Annotated in this window: 16 protein-coding genes; 3 read left to right on the plus strand and 13 right to left on the minus strand. The window is 60.6% G+C overall.

The window, feature by feature from the left end:
- Positions 1-63: 63 nt before the first annotated feature.
- The gene (locus CRX69_RS21200; RefSeq protein WP_107322789.1) at positions 64-1,179 is read left to right on the plus strand and encodes an ArsO family NAD(P)H-dependent flavin-containing monooxygenase; all 1,116 of its coding nucleotides are present in this window, start codon (positions 64-66) and stop codon (positions 1,177-1,179) included.
- Here the strand turns inward: CRX69_RS21200 and CRX69_RS21205 are convergent.
- The 12 genes from CRX69_RS21205 to CRX69_RS21260 all read right to left on the minus strand — a co-directional run bounded on the left by CRX69_RS21205 (position 1,176) and on the right by CRX69_RS21260 (position 11,427).
- Positions 1,176-2,543, minus strand: coding sequence for a sensor histidine kinase (locus tag CRX69_RS21205; RefSeq protein ID WP_047225656.1), 1,368 nt, complete (start codon positions 2,541-2,543; stop codon positions 1,176-1,178). The genes CRX69_RS21200 and CRX69_RS21205 overlap by 4 nt on opposite strands.
- A complete protein-coding gene (locus CRX69_RS21210) occupies positions 2,540-3,202 on the minus strand; it encodes a response regulator (protein WP_047225655.1) in 663 nt (220 codons plus the stop codon). Before CRX69_RS21210 ends, CRX69_RS21205 begins: the two co-directional genes overlap by 4 nt.
- Before the next feature lie 11 nt (positions 3,203-3,213).
- Positions 3,214-3,858, minus strand: a complete 645-nt coding sequence (locus CRX69_RS21215) for a tetratricopeptide repeat protein (RefSeq protein WP_076384310.1) — start codon at positions 3,856-3,858, stop codon at positions 3,214-3,216.
- Entirely contained in the window at positions 3,855-4,664 is an 810-nt protein-coding gene (locus CRX69_RS21220) for an SDR family oxidoreductase (RefSeq protein WP_047225653.1), read from the minus strand. Before CRX69_RS21220 ends, CRX69_RS21215 begins: the two co-directional genes overlap by 4 nt.
- Entirely contained in the window at positions 4,651-5,325 is a 675-nt protein-coding gene (locus CRX69_RS21225) for an iron-containing redox enzyme family protein (RefSeq protein ID WP_107322790.1), read from the minus strand. The genes CRX69_RS21220 and CRX69_RS21225 overlap by 14 nt, the downstream gene beginning before the upstream one ends.
- Entirely contained in the window at positions 5,322-6,803 is a 1,482-nt protein-coding gene (locus CRX69_RS21230) for an AMP-binding protein (protein ID WP_107322791.1), read from the minus strand. The genes CRX69_RS21225 and CRX69_RS21230 overlap by 4 nt, the downstream gene beginning before the upstream one ends.
- Positions 6,793-7,470 carry a thermostable hemolysin gene (locus CRX69_RS21235; protein ID WP_047225650.1) on the minus strand — a complete coding sequence of 226 codons (678 nt, stop codon included), beginning with the start codon at positions 7,468-7,470 and terminating at the stop codon, positions 6,793-6,795. The genes CRX69_RS21230 and CRX69_RS21235 overlap by 11 nt, the downstream gene beginning before the upstream one ends.
- Before the next feature lie 69 nt (positions 7,471-7,539).
- The gene (arsJ, locus tag CRX69_RS21240; protein WP_107322792.1) at positions 7,540-8,769 is read right to left on the minus strand and encodes an organoarsenical effux MFS transporter ArsJ; all 1,230 of its coding nucleotides are present in this window, start codon (positions 8,767-8,769) and stop codon (positions 7,540-7,542) included.
- A 9-nt stretch (positions 8,770-8,778) separates the two neighbouring features.
- Positions 8,779-9,783, minus strand: a complete 1,005-nt coding sequence (locus tag CRX69_RS21245) for an ArsJ-associated glyceraldehyde-3-phosphate dehydrogenase (protein WP_076384302.1) — start codon at positions 9,781-9,783, stop codon at positions 8,779-8,781.
- 68 nt (positions 9,784-9,851) lie between these two features.
- Positions 9,852-10,568 (minus strand): arsenical resistance protein ArsH, encoded by a 717-nt coding sequence (gene arsH, locus CRX69_RS21250; protein WP_047225647.1) that lies wholly within the window; start codon positions 10,566-10,568, stop codon positions 9,852-9,854.
- A 65-nt stretch (positions 10,569-10,633) separates the two neighbouring features.
- Positions 10,634-11,005 carry a metalloregulator ArsR/SmtB family transcription factor gene (locus CRX69_RS21255; RefSeq protein WP_107322793.1) on the minus strand — a complete coding sequence of 124 codons (372 nt, stop codon included), beginning with the start codon at positions 11,003-11,005 and terminating at the stop codon, positions 10,634-10,636.
- An 8-nt stretch (positions 11,006-11,013) separates the two neighbouring features.
- Positions 11,014-11,427 carry an arsenate reductase ArsC gene (locus CRX69_RS21260; protein WP_047225645.1) on the minus strand — a complete coding sequence of 138 codons (414 nt, stop codon included), beginning with the start codon at positions 11,425-11,427 and terminating at the stop codon, positions 11,014-11,016.
- A gap of 234 nt (positions 11,428-11,661) precedes the next feature.
- On the opposite strand from CRX69_RS21260, the gene arsB reads away from it, so the two are divergent.
- Positions 11,662-12,747 (plus strand): ACR3 family arsenite efflux transporter, encoded by a 1,086-nt coding sequence (gene arsB, locus CRX69_RS21265; protein ID WP_107322794.1) that lies wholly within the window; start codon positions 11,662-11,664, stop codon positions 12,745-12,747.
- Between the two features lie 94 nt (positions 12,748-12,841).
- Here the strand turns inward: arsB and nhaA are convergent, their stop codons facing one another.
- Entirely contained in the window at positions 12,842-14,035 is a 1,194-nt protein-coding gene (gene nhaA, locus CRX69_RS21270; RefSeq protein WP_047225643.1) for a Na+/H+ antiporter NhaA, read from the minus strand.
- A gap of 266 nt (positions 14,036-14,301) precedes the next feature.
- Between nhaA and CRX69_RS21275 the strand changes: the two genes are divergently transcribed.
- A complete protein-coding gene (locus CRX69_RS21275) occupies positions 14,302-16,017 on the plus strand; it encodes an amidase (RefSeq protein WP_107323295.1) in 1,716 nt (571 codons plus the stop codon).
- The last annotated feature ends 20 nt before the right edge of the window (positions 16,018-16,037 follow it).

Consider the following 16,037-nt stretch of genomic DNA (forward strand, 5'->3'; position numbering starts at 1 on the left):
AAATGACGGTACTGTCAGCCATTACACCGGCTTGTTTTCCCACCTCAATCGGAGACCACCGTCATGACTCATTCGCCTGCCACTGCCAGTCAATATGACGTGGTGATTGTCGGTGGAGGCCAATCCGCCTTGGCAGTGGCGTATTTCCTGCGGCGCACCCGACTTTCGTTCGTCATTCTCGATGCCGAGCAAGGGCCAGGAGGTGCCTGGCGCCATGGCTGGAATTCATTGCGTCTATTCTCCCCCGCCACCTGGAGCTCGATCCCAGGCTGGATGATGCCGCCCACGCAGGATGGCTACCCATCACGCGACCATGTGATCGACTACCTCAAGCAGTACGAACAGCGCTATCAATTGCCCATCGTGCGTCCCGTGCGCGTCACTTCTGTAGAGCGTACAGAAACCGGGTTGCGGATTAAGACGCACGATAGACATTGGGACGCCAAGGTTGTGGTCAGCGCCACCGGCACCTGGAGTACCCCGTTCATCCCCCACTACCCCGGCGCGGGATTATTCGCCGGTCAACAGCTGCACTCGGCAAACTACCTCCAAGCGCAGCCGTTCACCGGAAAAAAAGTCCTGGTCATCGGTGGCGGCAATTCAGGGGCGCAGATTCTGGCCGAGGTTTCCAGGGTTGCCGAAACCACATGGGTAACACCTGTTGAACCCCTGTTCCTGCCTGATGAAGTGGATGGGCAGGTGTTGTTCGAGCGCGCCACGCAGCGCTGGAAAGCGCAACAGGAAGGTCGCGTCATCGAACAGCCCGTGGGTGGGCTGGGTGACATCGTCATGGTACCGCCCGTTGTCGAGGCCCGGTCGCGCAACGCGCTCAAATCAGTCCGACCTTTCGAACGCTTCACCCGCAACGGCGTAATCTGGGCCGACGGGAGCGAGTCTGCGGTGGACGTGGTGATCTGGTGCACCGGCTTCCGCCCCGCCCTGCAGCATCTGGAGCCACTGGGTGTGCTCAACGCTGAAGGACGCGTGGACGTTGACGGGACTCATTCGATTCAAGAGCCCAGGCTATGGCTGGTCGGCTATGGCGAATGGACCGGTGCGGCCTCCGCTACGCTGATCGGCGTAACACGCACGGCCCGCAGCACGGTCAACGAAATTGCCGCTTTCCTCGTCGGTCCATCCGATGCCCAAACACTACCGGCACGCGACGAGCAAGGTTAAAGACGGCCCATCTGCAACGTGGCGCGCAGACCTCCCTCGGGGCGATTCTCCAACCGGACCTGCCCGCCAAGCCGATTGGCGATGGTCCGCACGATCGTCAAGCCCAACCCAGCACCCTGGTCGTTGCCGCGGCTGTAGAAGCGTTCAAAAAGCCGGTCCCGTTCGGCCTCGTCTATGCCTGGCCCCTGATCCTCGACCGCCAGCTCGTAATGATCTCCCTGTCGGGCCAGTCGCACCGTGATCAAGCCGTTGGGGGGAGAAAAGTTGGCCGCATTGGTCACCAGGTTGTTCAAGGCAATATCGATGGACACCGGATCAATCCTCACCGGGTCGATGTCATCACTGACGTCCAGAACCAGCTCCAGCCCCTTGCTGAGCAACCAGGGAGTCATCTGAACCAGACTTTCACGCACCGTGGCGGGCAGATCGATCACAGCGGGTGCAGGCACGCCGGCTTGCGGTTCAAGGCGTGCCATGGTGAGCAACTGATTGACCAGGCGCGTGGTGCGATCCACTCCGACGATCAGGTGTTGCAGGGACTCACGCCGGCTCTGCTCATTCCCCGCCTCCATCAGGTTCTGCGCATGAACCCTGAGCACCGCCAGGGGGGTTCGCATCTCATGGGCTGCGTCGGCAATAAAACGCCTTTCACGGCCCATCAACTCCTGAATCTGCGCCAGCACCCGATTGAGCGCCGCTTGCATGGGCTCCAGTTCGCTGGGCAGCGGCACCAATTGCAGAGGCTCCAGTGAGCCCGGATGCCGCGCACGCAACTTGGCTGCCATGTCGACCAGAGGCTTGAGCCCCCAGCCGATGGCCAACCAGATCACGGCGGCAAGAATCAGGCTGCCGATCAGATTAGGCACCACCGTGTGACGGACAATACGATCGACCAGATCGGACCGCACATCATCACGCTCCCCTACCCAGATTTTCAGGCCGTACTGTGTATCATCCAGTACGAACGCCCGCCACATACGGTCCTTTTGGTCTATCACGTCGCTGAAACCAGGAGCAATCGGCGGTGAGGTGAATGTCGGTGCACTGGAGGTGTGAACCAGCAACGCACCTTTTGAATCCCAGACCTGAAAGGCGATTTTGCTCTCATAGGGATGTCCATCGACTTTGGGAACCGCCGACGCCAAGGCCGAATTGAATGCCTGATACAACTGCGCATGTTCCTTGCTGGCCATGGGCATGCGCATGACACCCTGCAACAGCCGGGCGTTCTGGGCCAATTGAGCATCGTAGACTTCAGCGATCTCGTGGTTGCTGTCATGCAGATTGAATACGGTGATGATCAACAGGCCAACGAACAAAAGCCCCAGGATCAGCGTGAGGGTGCGCCGCCGGATTGAAGTCATCGGCGCTCCTCCACCAGATACCCGACGCCACGAATGGTACGGATCAGGTCGGTGGAAAATTTCTTGCGCAGGTGGTGAATATGCACTTCCAGGGTGTTGCTCTCGGCCTCCTCGTTCCAGCCGTAAAGCAATTGCATCAGATGATCGCGCGTCATGACCCGGCCCGGCGGCGACAGCAATTCATGGAGCAACTGATACTCCTTGGGCGTCAACGCCACCGGGTTGCCCTGATAGCTGACCTGCTGGGTCCCCGGATTGAGGCTGATGCCGGCATGCTCGATCAGCGCCTGGGCACGACCGGCGCTGCGGCGCAACAAGGCCCGCAACCGGGCCTTGAGTTCCGCCAGATCGAAGGGTTTGATCAAGTAGTCGTCGGCCCCGGCATCGAGCCCGGCAATGCGATCTTCGGTGGCGTCCCGGGCGGTGAGGATCAGCACCGGCAGGTTGGAACCGCTGTCACGCAAGCGACGCAACACCTGCAGGCCGTCCATCCGTGGCAGGCCCAGGTCAAGCACAGCCAGGTCAAAGGTTTCGCTGAGCAGTGCGTGCAAGGCGCTGCTCCCGTCCTTCAACCAGTCTACGGTATAGCCTTCGCGGCTCAGGGCCTGATGGATGCCTTCGCCCAGGGCCACGTCATCCTCGATCAGTAATAAGCGCACGCACACTCCTCTCAGCCAAGTTTTTTGTTCACATCCACCAGCAACGCTTCGATTTCCTTGCGGCGCCCCGCGTCAGCGGTTTCCCGGCCGGGCCGTGGCGCTGCCTGCAAGGCTTTTTGCAGGGCAACCCGGGCTTCAGCGTAGCGTTTCTGACGGTAGAGGTGATCGCCCCAGAAGTACAGACTGTCAATGCCGTTTGGGTTCAGTTGCAGCGCCTGCTGGAGCAGTTGCTCGGCCTTGTCCGAGTCGCCAAACCCCAAGGGCCAGCCGGGAACCCGATCATAGAGTGCGCCGAGGCTGGTGTAGGCCGAGCCTTGCAAGGCTTTGGGATCCAGGGCCAGGGCCTGTTCCAGATCAGCCTTGGCGTCCTTGACCTTGCCCAGCGCACCGATCCCGCCTGCGGCCCCTGCCCAACTGCTTTTGACAATGCCCGACCAGATCCAGGCCTCGGCCACTGACTGGCGTTGCTGCTTGAACGCCGAAGCCTGGGCGGCGAGTTTTTCAAAGGCATCGGCACGCTGCCCCTCAGGCAACTCATATTGGATATGCGCCCAGCTTTGCTGGATGCCTGTGAGACGCTGCTGGTCGGCGTCATCCAAGGCCCAGGCGCTTTGAGCCAGGGCGCCGAACAGTAAACAGATCAGAATTTTTTTCATGGTTTGAGGTGCTCGTTCTCAGGTTTATGGCTCAGACGGCGAACCAGTGGCAGTTGCTTGCGCAGGCCACGGTCCACCAGGTTTGGCAGCAGGCTGTTGAGGCCGACGAAAAAACGCTCGGGCCAGCCCAGATACAGCTCGCGACGGTCGCCGGTAATGGCATGTATGACCGCCGAGGCCACCGCGTGCGGATCATCGACGTTGGCCTTGAGTGCCTGGTTGAGGGCTTGGGCCGCCGGGCTGTTCATCGACGTACGCGTAGCCCGGGGCGCCACGTAGAGCACGCCGACCCGGGTGTCCGCCAACTCCCGGCGCAGTGCTTCGGAGAACCCGCGCAGGGCGAACTTGCTGGCGCAGTAACTGGCGTAGCCTGGGTAGCCGATCGAGCCGTAGGTCGAGCCGACATTGACCACCATGGCGCTGGCGGCCTGTTTAAGCAGTGGCAGCAACAGTTTGCTCAAACAGATCGGCGCGCTGATGTTCAACGCCAGCATGGCGTCGATCTCACTGTCCTCGAGTTGTTCGAGCATGGCAAAGTGGTTAACACCGGCGGCATTGATCAGCAGGTTGATGCCGCCCAAGGCCTCGGCGGCGGCCAGCACCTTGCGCCGATCACCTGGCACAGTCAGGTCTGCGCCAACCCAGTACAACTGCTGCGGGTAGCGTTCGATCAAGGGTTCCAGCGCTTCGCGATGCCTGGCTACGGCCAACACCCGAGCGCCACTGGCGCATAGGGCCTGGGCGATGGCCAGGCCAATTCCGCCACTGGCACCGGTCAAGACGATCCGGGCGTCACACAGGCGCATGCTGGTCCCCCTCGTCACGGGGCAGGCCCCGGAACATCTCGGTGTAGAGCGTGTACACCACTTTGGAGGCGTGGATCACCGCCGCCTGGTCGGCCGGATCCTCCAGCTTGTTCATCAGGCCGCGATAGGTCTGCATGTGCTCGATATCCAGCGAGCCGTGGGAGCTGAGATAGCTGAAAGCGGTGGGCGGCAGTTCCAGGTGTTCACGAATGGCGTCGGCGGCGTGGGTCGCCAGAGCGATGCTGGTGCCCTCGAGCACATTGACCATGCCGAACAGCCCCACCGGATTGCCCCGGGCGATCAAGTCATACAGGTAACTGACCATCAACTCGATAGGCAGCGACGGCTGACCATCACGCACCGCATCCTTGTCGCCTCCACACACGGCGATGTCATCCAGCACCCATTGCTCATGACCGTATTCCTCGTCGATGTACTCGCACACGGCCTTGCGCAGCCATTCCAGGTGCGCTGGCAGGCGTGCACCGCAAGCCATCATCAACGGTACGGTGTGGCGCACGTGGTAGTAGGCCTGGATCAGAAACGCCCGGTAACTGGCCAAGCTGACGTGGCCGTCGAGGGCGTCACGGATAATCGGCAGATTAAACAGCGTCTGACGTTCCTGATGGGTGGCTTCTTGCAACGTGTCGAAAAAACTCATGACGGATATTCCTCGGACAGAATGGATTCGCTGAACAACCCGCGGTAATGCTCGACAATCGCTTCACGGCGCGGTCGGCCGTTGGCGGTGAGCAGGCCGTTGGCTGCGGTGAAGGGGTGCGCCAGTCGCGTCCAGTGATGGACCTGCGCGTAATTGGGCAACGCCTCGTTGGCCTTGCTCACCGCCAGCTCCAGCGCTTGATCAGAGCAGTCAGCGCGGGTGGGCCACAGCAATGCATGGTTGTGCGGCAAGGCTTCGCCATAGACGAAGGCCTGACTGATGGTGCCGCCTTGGGTAAGTTCGGCTTCGACCCATTCAGGGTTAACGTTGCGACCGAAGCTGGTGACGAATTGGTGCTTCTTGCGCCCGCGCAGGTACAGGAACCCGTCGGCGTCGAACTCCCCCAAGTCGCCGCTGGGCCACCAGTCGTCGGGCGGCGGAGGCTCCCCCAGGTATCCGAGCAAGGTCGAGCCCTTGATCATGACCTCGCCGTCTTCGGCCAGACGAACCTGCACATGGGGCAACGGCTGACCGACACTGCCGGCGCGGTTGGCCTGTGGGCGGTTGAGGCACACCACCGAAGCGCATTCCGACAGCCCGTAGCCTTCGAATACCGGCACGCCAGCACGCTGGGCTCGTTGCAGAAGATCATGGGATACCCGCGCACCGCCCACGGCGGCGAACCGCAAAGCGTGTGGGTAGAACGCTTTCTGCTCGGCGGCCGTGACCAGCATAAGCAGCAATTGTGGAACCAGGATCAGACTCTGCGCCCGGCGCTCGGTCAGGCACGCCAACAGGCGCGCCGGGTCGACGCCACTGGCGCCCTGGATGCCAAGGGTTTTCTGGCCAGGCAGGCTGAGCATCGCCCCGGCATACAGCGCCGCGTAGCACCCGAGGTTTTCCAGTAGCACCGCCAGGGGTAGCAGCGCCAGGTGATGCCTTGGGTTGACTGGCCGGCTGGCCTGTTCCAGCTCACGGGCGACCCGCAGCAGACTGTCGGCACTCAGGCAGACACCTTTTGGCGTGCCGGTGGTGCCCGAGGTAAAGGTCAGCTTGGCGGTGCCCGCCGGCAGGCGGCTCGGTCCGGCGTAATCTTTTTGCCAGAACTCGCCGCTGTAGTGGTAACCGGCGGCCTGGAGTTCGGCGGCCAGTCCCGGCTCGGCAATCACCCGCTGCGCCTGGCTCTGCTCCAGGCAGTGCAAGCGTTGAGCCGGACTGAAAAAACCCGGCAGGATGACGCAGGCCAGACCTTCGAACAAAGCCGCCAGGTCCCAAAGCATGGCTTCGACACCGTTATCCAGGGCCAGGGCAACAACCTTTATGTGTTCATCGCGCAGGCGTTGCTGGCGGTACACCACTTCGGAATAAAGCGTGGCGTAGTCCAGCCGCAAGTTATCGCCCCACAGCGCCACGGCGTAGCCCTTGCGTTGGGCATGCTCACGCAGGGTGAGTTTGAAACGCTCCACTTCAGGCAACATGGCACGCCTCCCCGTAAGTCTGTGAGAACCCCAGGCGATCGAACAGACCGGCGTCGCGCAGATGAACGAAGCCCGCACGGATGTTGCCGACATGAACCCATGGCTGACTCTCGTAGTAGCGGCCCCAGAGGTGACGGTCTTCCCCCAGGCGCTGCGGGTCGGCCGGACACAGGGTCACGGGCTTGAGGCCAAGGCGATGGAAACTGTTGACCAGGCCGATATTGCCGGTGAACGCCACCCACTCCAGCCCGCCCATCGCCAACAGATAGGTGATCGCGATAATGCTCAGGCGAGCGCTGCCGGTGTCGCTGGCGGCCAGATTGCCAACTTCGACAATGCCGGCGCGATCCACTGCGCAGTCTGCATCGGCCTTGATCAAAGGCTCGATGGGATCGTCCAGATAATGCTCGAGAAACAGCGGTCCCTGGGCGGCCAGACGCACGCCTGCCACGGCGCAAAGCCTGCCGTCGGCATCATCGAGCCCGAACAGTTCGGGCATGAAGTGACGAATCTCGGCGCCGTGCGCCTGGTGGAAACGCCGGTGGATGAAGGCTTCGAACTCATCCCGGCGGGGCTCTCCCGGCATAGCCCGGTGCAAGTGGCGAACCGGCTGGCCGGCATTGCCGAAAGCCAGCGGTAGATGGATGTTCCAGTCAGAATCGGGCATGGGTCAACGTTCTCCCTTGGGTATGGGGAGAAAGTATCGAGGCCGTTTCTTAACGAAGTCTGAAGGTGGTTAAAGATCGACCGCCGGAGTGGCGTGACGAGGCAAGCCAATGGAAATCAAAGCGGCGAGCAGCACGAAGGCGCTGGATATCCATAAGCACGCCTGCAGCCCGTACACTTGATAAACCCAGCCAGAAAGCACCGTTCCGATCAGCCGTCCCATGGCGTTGGACATGTAGTAAAAACCCACATCCAGCGACACGCCGTCTTCCTTGGCGTAAGACACGATCAAGTAGCTGTGCAACGAAGAGTTCACCGCGAACAGCGCTCCAAAGACCATGAGCCCACCCAGCAGCACCGTCTGTGGTGCTAACCCGCTGTCGAGTCCTAGCGCAATGGCCACGGGCAGACCCGCCAATGCCATTGCCCACAGACACGCCGCGCGACCATCCGGCACGTGCCCACGTTTCTTGCCAGTGATGTTGGGCGCAAAAGACTGCACGATGCCGTAGCCGATCACCCAGGCCGCGAGGAAACCGCCGACCTTCCAGAAGTCCCAACCGAAAACGCTGCTCAGGTAAACCGGCAGGGCCACCACAAACCAGACGTCGCGGGCACCGAACAAGAACATCCGTGCCGCCGACAAAATGTTGATCGCGCGGCTCTTGGAGAGGATGTCGCGAAACCTGGGCTTGGCTTTCGCTTTACCCAAGTCTTTCTTCAACAGGATCAGGCTGGCGATCCAGATCAACGCCAGTACGCCGGCCATCGCCAGCAGCGCACCTTTGAAGCCGATGAGGGCCAGCAAGGCGCCCCCCAGGAAGAAACCAACGCCCTTGAGGGCATTCTTGGAGCCGGTGAGAATCGCCACCCACTTGTACAGTTGCCCCTGTTGACCATCGGGAACCAGCAGCTTGATCGAGCTTTTCGCGCTCATCTTGTTCAGGTCTTTGGCGATCCCGGACAGCGCCTGAGCCCCCATCACCCAGGGGATGGTCAACCAGGCCAAGGGAACTGTCAGCATCAACAGCGCCACGACCTGCATCCCCAGGCCGATATTCATGGTTCGGTTCAGGCCAAGCCGGGCACCGAGGTAGCCGCCCACCAGGTTGGTGATCACGCCGAAGATTTCGTAGAACAAAAACAGCGCGGCGATTTGCAGCGGGCTGTAGCCCAACGCATGGAAATGCAGCACCACCAACATGCGCAAGGCGCCATCGGTGAGGGTGAAGGCCCAGTAATTGCCGGTGACGAGCAGGTACTGCCGCACTTGCGGAGCGAGGGCTGACAACGCTTTCATGACCGTTCCTCAGACTGTCCGACCGACCATCCGGGCCAGTTCCACGGTGCGGTTGGCATAGCCCCATTCATTGTCGTACCAGGCGTAGAGTTTGACCTGGGTGCCATTGATGACCATGGTCGACAGCGCATCAATGATCGACGAGCGCGGGTCGGTTCGGTAATCGATGGACACCAATGGGCGCTCCTCAAAACCGAGGATGTCCTTGAGTTCGTTCTCGGAAGCGTCCTTGAGGAACTGATTCACTTCTTCGACGGTGGTGGCTCGCTCGACCTCGAAGACACAATCGGTCAGCGAAGCGTTGGCCAGTGGCACGCGCACGGCATGACCATTGAGGCGCCCGCGCAGCTCCGGGAAGATTTCCGCGATGGCGGTGGCCGAGCCGGTGCTGGTGGGAATCAGACTCATGCCCGAAGCCCGCGCACGGCGCAGGTCCTTGTGGGGTTGATCGAGGATGCTCTGGGTGTTGGTCAGGTCGTGAATGGTGGTGATCGAACCGTGGCGTATGCCAAGCTTCTCGTGGATGACTTTCACCACTGGCGCCAGACAGTTGGTGGTGCATGAAGCGGCGGTGACGATGGCATGGTCGTCGGGTTTGAACAGCTGATGATTGACGCCCATGACGACGTTCAGTGCACCTTTTTCCTTCACCGGGGCGCTGACCACCACGCGCTTCACACCCTGGTCGAGATAACCCTGAAGCACGGCAACCGTCTTCATTTTTCCGCTGGCTTCGATCACCAGATCGCAGCCCGACCAATCGGTGTCGGCAATCGCTTTATTGGCTGTGACCTTGATCCGCTTGCCATCGATGACGATGTTGTCGCCCTCGGAGCCAGCCTCTGCATTCCAGCGACCATGCACCGAATCGAAGTTCAACAGATGCGCATGGGTCGCGGCGTCACCCGCCGGGTCGTTGATCTGCACGAAGTCGAACTCCGGCCAATGCCAGGCGGCCCGCAATGCCAGGCGACCAATACGTCCAAAACCGTTGATACCCACTTTGATCGTCATGTTGTTGTGCTCCTGTGGCTGGTGTCTATGGAGTTCGACTGCCGGTCGAACCAGGCGTTGGGCTTGACTCAGATGGAGCGCTGATTGACTCGATTCATCAATTCTTGCGCCGACTCCTTGCGCTCGGAATAACGGTCGACCAGGTAATCCTGGCGGTCGCGAAGCAGCAGCGTGAACTTCACCAATTCCTCCATCACATCCACCACGCGGTCATAGAACGGCGAAGGCTTCATCCGGCCGCTGTCGTCAAACTCCATATAGGCCTTCGGCACGGAAGATTGGTTGGGAATGGTGAACATGCGCATCCAGCGTCCCAGCACCCGCAGCTGATTGACCACGTTGAATGACTGCGAGCCACCGCATACCTGCATGACAGCGAGGGTTTTGCCCTGGGTCGGGCGTACCGCGCCCATGGCCAGCGGCACCCAATCAATCTGCGCCTTGAACACCGCGCTCATGGACCCGTGGCGTTCCGGCGAGCACCAGACCTGGCCTTCGGACCACTGCATCAGCTCGCGCAGTTCCTGGACCCGGGGATGATCGACCGGCGCGTCATCCGGCAGCGGCAGCCCCGACGGATTGAAAATCCGCGCCTCGGCGCCGAAGTGCTCCAACAACCGAGCGGCCTCCTCTACCAGCAGGCGACTGAAGGAACGCTCGCGCGTCGATCCGTACAGCAGCAAAATGCGTGGCTTGTGGCTGGATGTCGTTTCGATACCGAGTTTGTCTGTCGACGGAAGATCGGCCAGTTCGGTTTCGAGTTGGGGAATAGAGTCATCAAACATAGTCTTTTCCTGCGCGACGGCGCTTTGGGAATCATCGAACCAGCGGCATTGCCTACCGGGGCTCGTCAGGCAATTTTGCTCTCACAACAAATGGCGACCCGTTCAGGACGGTCCCCCATTGCTTGCAGACGCTTGGCATCGGGGCTTAACCAGTGCTTGTTGGTTTCGAGTACCACGGTCAGTACCTGCAGCACCCAGTCAGGAAGATTGGGGTGCAGTCGGTAGTAAACCCATTGACCTTGCCGACGGTCCGAGAGCAAACCGCAGGTGCGCAACTGCGCTAAGTGCCTGGAGACTTTGGGCTGACTCTCGTTCAACGCACAGGTCAGCTCGCAGACGCACAACTCCCCCTCTCGGGTGATCAGCAGCATCATGCGCACCCGATTGTCGTCGGCCAGGCATTTGAAGACAGTGGTCGGGGTCAGATGGTCAGCCATTTCAGTTCTCAGTGTTTGGTTTTCACCAAGACAAACATCTTGATGCGCTCATGAATTTCGTGAAGCGTGTGACGGAACGCGTCGGGCTTGGTGCTGGTGACCGGATCTTCAAAGCTCCAGGTCAAGGCCTCGCCAGCATCGGGGAGCGACTGGCACTGCGCAGTTGCTTTATCGCACAGGGTAATCACGTAATCGAAACGCTCTCCCTGAAACTCATCAATCGACTTGCTGCGTAACCCGTCAGTACTGATTCCAAGGTGCGACAAGACCTCGAAGGTGCGCGGGTCGACCGCGGTCGGAACCGTGCCGGCGCTGAACGCCTCGAAATGTTCCGAATCCGTGTGCCTGAGCAGCGCTTGGGCTAACTGGGAACGAGCAGCGTTGGCGGTGCAGACGAAGAGAACGCGGGCTTTTCCAGTCATGATGAAGCCTCATCCAATATACGGAAAGCCGAATATATGATTATCCGAATATAAGGTAAAGCCCCCGCCGTTTATTTTCCCTGCCACGCAACGTCTACAATCAGAACGAGATAGAATCCTTTTGGGGGTATTCTCTGAACAGGAGCGCGCTCAGTTCAGAAATATATGTTTTTTTCCATATACGCTCTGCATCCGGAACCTGTGCGCGCAGACCTACAAAGAAGAGGTTTGAGTATGAGCACCCGCCAGCCCATCGGCTTTTTCGAACGCTACCTGTCAGTGTGGGTCGCCCTCTGTATCGCCGCCGGCATTGGTCTGGGCAGTCTGTTCCCACGGCTGTTCCAGACCATGGCCGATTATGAATACGGCTCGGTCAATTTCATTGTCGCGGTACTGATCTGGCTGATGGTCTATCCGATGATGGTGTCGGTGGACTTCTCCAGCCTCAAGCGCATTCACGAACGGCCCAAGGGGCTGATCATCACCCTGGTGGTCAACTGGTTGATCAAACCGTTCACCATGGCCGGGCTGGGGGTGTTGTTCTTTCATTATTTCTTTATCGACCTGATCGATCCTCGCGATGCCGGCCAGTACATCGCCGGTCTGATCCTGCTCGGTGCCGCGCCGTGTACTGCCATGGTGTTCGTCTGGTCGCAGCTGACACGCGGCGACGCCACCTACACCCTGGCGCAGGTGGCGCTGAATGACGTGATCATGATCTTCGCCTTCGCGCCGCTGGTGGCGCTGTTGCTCGGCGTGACTGACATTGAGGTGCCTTGGGCAACCCTGATCCTTTCGGTCGGGCTGTATGTGTTGATCCCGCTGATTGCCGGGGTACTCACCCGGCTGAAGCTCAGTGCCTCGGCGCAAAACGCCGGCGAGGCCGAGTATGCGGTCACGCGCTTCAACGCTCGGGTCAAACCCCTGTCGATACTCGGCCTGCTCGGCACCGTGGTGCTGCTTTTCGGGTTTCAGGGGCAAATCATTCTGGATAAACCACTGCTGATTGCTTTGATTGCCGTGCCCTTGCTGATCCAGTCCTACGGCATTTTTGCCATTGCTTACGCGGCGGCGCAGCTATGGAAAGTACCCTTTAACGTGGCGGCACCCTGCGCCCTGATCGGCACCTCGAATTTCTTCGAGCTGGCGGTGGCGGTGGCAATTGGTTTGTTCGGCCTTAACTCCGGGGCGGCCCTGGTCACCGTGGTCGGGGTGCTGGTGGAAGTGCCGGTGATGCTGTCGCTGGTGGCTTTTGCCAACCGGACCCAGGCCTGGTTCCCGAAAGAAAGCGTAGGGATGACGCCAACCGCCTCGCCATGACCACAGCATCGCTGCGAACGAGAAATACTGTGGTTAACCCAGGCGAGATGAACTGGATAACGCGGCATGGACAATGCCCCTGCCGCGTCTCACATCAGTTTTTCTTGGGACCTACTTTCATCAGCAACATGACGCCGATGATGGCCGACAGGGTCGAGCCCAGCAGCACACCGACTTTGACCTCATCGACCAGATGCGGCGCATTGGGAAATGCCAGCGCACCGATGAACAGGCTCATGGTGAATCCGATCCCGCACAACAGCGCCACGCCGTACATCTGCGACCATCTGGCCCCCTCAGGCAGTTTGGCCAAGCCGAAACGAATGGCCAGCGCCGCCAACCCGAACACCCCAAGCTGTTTGCCCAGCAACAGCCCCATCGCCACGCCCATCGGTACCGGATCAAGCAGATTATTCGGCGAAATACCGGCCAGGGACACGCCGGCATTGGCGAAGCCGAAGATGGGCACGACCGCAAAAGCCACCCATGGATGCATCTTTTCTTCGAGGTAGAGCAGTGGCGACCACCCGCCTTCGTTGGAGTCTCCAAGGGGGATACAGAGGGCAAGAATGACCCCGGCCAAGGTCGCATGGATGCCCGATTGCAGCATGAAGTACCAGAGCAGTGCACCGGCTATCACATAGGGAAACAGCCGCTTGACGCCGCAACGGTTGAGTACCACCAGCAGTGCCGTAACGCCCAGGGACGCCAGCAGCATGTTCGTCGACAAGTCGCTGGTGTAGAAGATCGCGATGATGAGGACGGCCCCAAGGTCATCCAGAATCGCCAGCGCGGAGAGAAAGATTTTCAAGGAAATGGGCACACGCTTGCCCAGCAGCGACAACACCCCCAAAGCAAACGCGATGTCAGTTGCGGTGGGAATCGCCCAGCCGCTCAAAGTCTGTGCATTACCCCAGTTGATCGCCACGTAGATCAAGCCCGGCAGCAGCATACCGCCCAGCGCCGCAAATCCCGGAAGGGCTCGTTGGCCCCAACTCGACAACTGGCCTTCAAGCATTTCACGCTTGATCTCAAGGCCGACCAGTAAAAAGAACAGAGCCATCAGGCCATCATTGATCCAGTGCCCCACCGAAAGCCCCAGGGCTTTGATGTGCAGCGTGGAGAAGTACACTTCTGACCAGGGCGAATTGGCTACGATCAGCGCGGCCAGGGCGGAAGCCATCAGGATCAGGCCGCCAGCGGATTCAGCGGCGAAAAAACGGGAGAGGAAAGCCATGGCGGAAGGTGACTCACTTTTATTATTCAGGCGCAACGGTTCCGGGCTCATAGGCACAGCGACTCCGCGCTGGCGGCCCGACCTGCGCTTGATTAAACCTGCCCTGCCGCGTTTTGCGGTGACACCCTTGGGCCGTATTCTATACAAAAGGTACTGCCCGAGTGTGGGCGGTTTTCTAATTAGGCCCTCTGGCGGTTATCCCGTAGTAAAGTGCATGCAACCAACATGAGAACCCACTTTGAGATGTCTGAAGTGCCCAAGACCCAGTTTGAATGGCCCCGCGCGTCACACCCCCAGTCAGCCGCAACGGTAACAGCATGATCGAAATTACCGAAGTCTCCATCGCACAACTGCGCGCAGCGCTCCAGTCCGGTCAGACGACCGCGGTCGAACTCGTCCAGGCCTACCTTGCCAGGATCGATGCCTATGACGGCGCCGACACGTCCACCGCCCTCAACGCTGTGGTCGTGCGAAACCCCGATGCCCTGGAAGAAGCACAGGCGTCCGATGCCCGTCGGGCCAAGGGACAAACCCTCGGTCCGCTCGATGGCATTCCCTATACCGCCAAGGACAGTTATCTGGTGAAGGGGCTCACGGCGGCTTCTGGCAGTCCGGCGTTCGCGAACCTGATCGCTTATCGCGATGCGTTCACCATCGAACGGCTTCGCGCCGCCGGGGCGATCTGCCTGGGCAAGACCAACATGCCGCCCATGGCCAATGGCGGCATGCAGCGCGGTGTCTATGGCCGGGCTGAAAGCCCCTATAACGCGGACTACCTCACCGCCCCTTTCGCATCGGGCTCCTCGAACGGTGCAGGCACTGCAACGGCAGCCAGTTTCGCCGCATTCGGCCTTGCCGAAGAAACCTGGTCGAGCGGCCGGGGCCCGGCCTCGAACAACGGATTGTGTGCCTATACACCTTCGCGCGGGGTGATTTCGGTACGCGGGAACTGGCCGTTGACGCCAACAATGGACGTCGTCGTGCCCTATGCCAGGACGATGGCGGATCTTCTCGAAGTGCTCGACGTCGTGGTGGCGGACGATCCTGATACCCGGGGCGATCTGTGGCGCATGCAACCCTGGGTGCCCCTCCCGCCTGTCGACTCGGTTCGCCCCGCCTCATACCCGGGCCTTGCCGCCCATAAGGAAGCACTCGCTGGGGTCCGCTTCGGGGTTCCGCGCATGTACATCAACGCCGATCCCGAAGCGGGCACGGCTGAGGCTCCCGGCATTGGCGGGCCGACGGGGCAGCGAATCAACACCCGTGCCTCGGTCATGGCCCTGTGGGAAGACGCCCGCAAGGCGCTCCAAGCCTGTGGCGCGCAAGTGATTGAGGTCGATTTCCCGCTGGTGTCCAACTGCGAAGGTGATCGTCCGGGCGCGCCGACCGTATTCACTCGGGGCCTGGTGTCCAAGGAGTTCCTGCACCATGAGTTGTGGGACCTGTCGGCCTGGGCGTTCGATGACTTTCTGCGGGCCAACGGTGATCCGAAACTCAATCGCCTGGCCGATGTTGACGGACCGCTGATATTCCCCCATGACCCGGGCACCCTGCCCAACCGTGAGGACGACCTGGCCGCTGGCATGGATGAATACGTCAGGATGGCCGAGCGCGGCATTACGCCGTGGGACCAGATCCCCACCCTGGCGGACGGACTGCGGGGCCTTGAACAGACACGTCGAATCGATCTTGAAGACTGGATGGACCGGCTTGGGCTCGATGCGGTGATATTCCCGACAGTCGCCGACGTTGGCCCCGCAGATGCAGATATCAACCCGGCGTCCGCCGATATCGCCTGGAGCAACGGGGTCTGGGTCGCCAATGGCAACCTGGCCATCCGGCACCTGGGCGTGCCCACCGTTACTGTGCCGATGGGCGTGATGGCGGACATTGGCATGCCTGTAGGGCTGACGTTTGCCGGACGTGCCTATGACGATTCGACCCTGTTGCGCCTGGCTTCGGCGTTTGAGTCGCTGGGCTCCAAACGGGTGATCCCGCCGCGGACGCCGCCGTTGTCGGGCAGTAAAAAATAAACCTGGTGGGCGGGGTTGCC

The sequence above is a fragment of the Pseudomonas rhizophila genome (assembly GCF_003033885.1).
Lineage (GTDB): Bacteria > Pseudomonadota > Gammaproteobacteria > Pseudomonadales > Pseudomonadaceae > Aquipseudomonas > Aquipseudomonas rhizophila.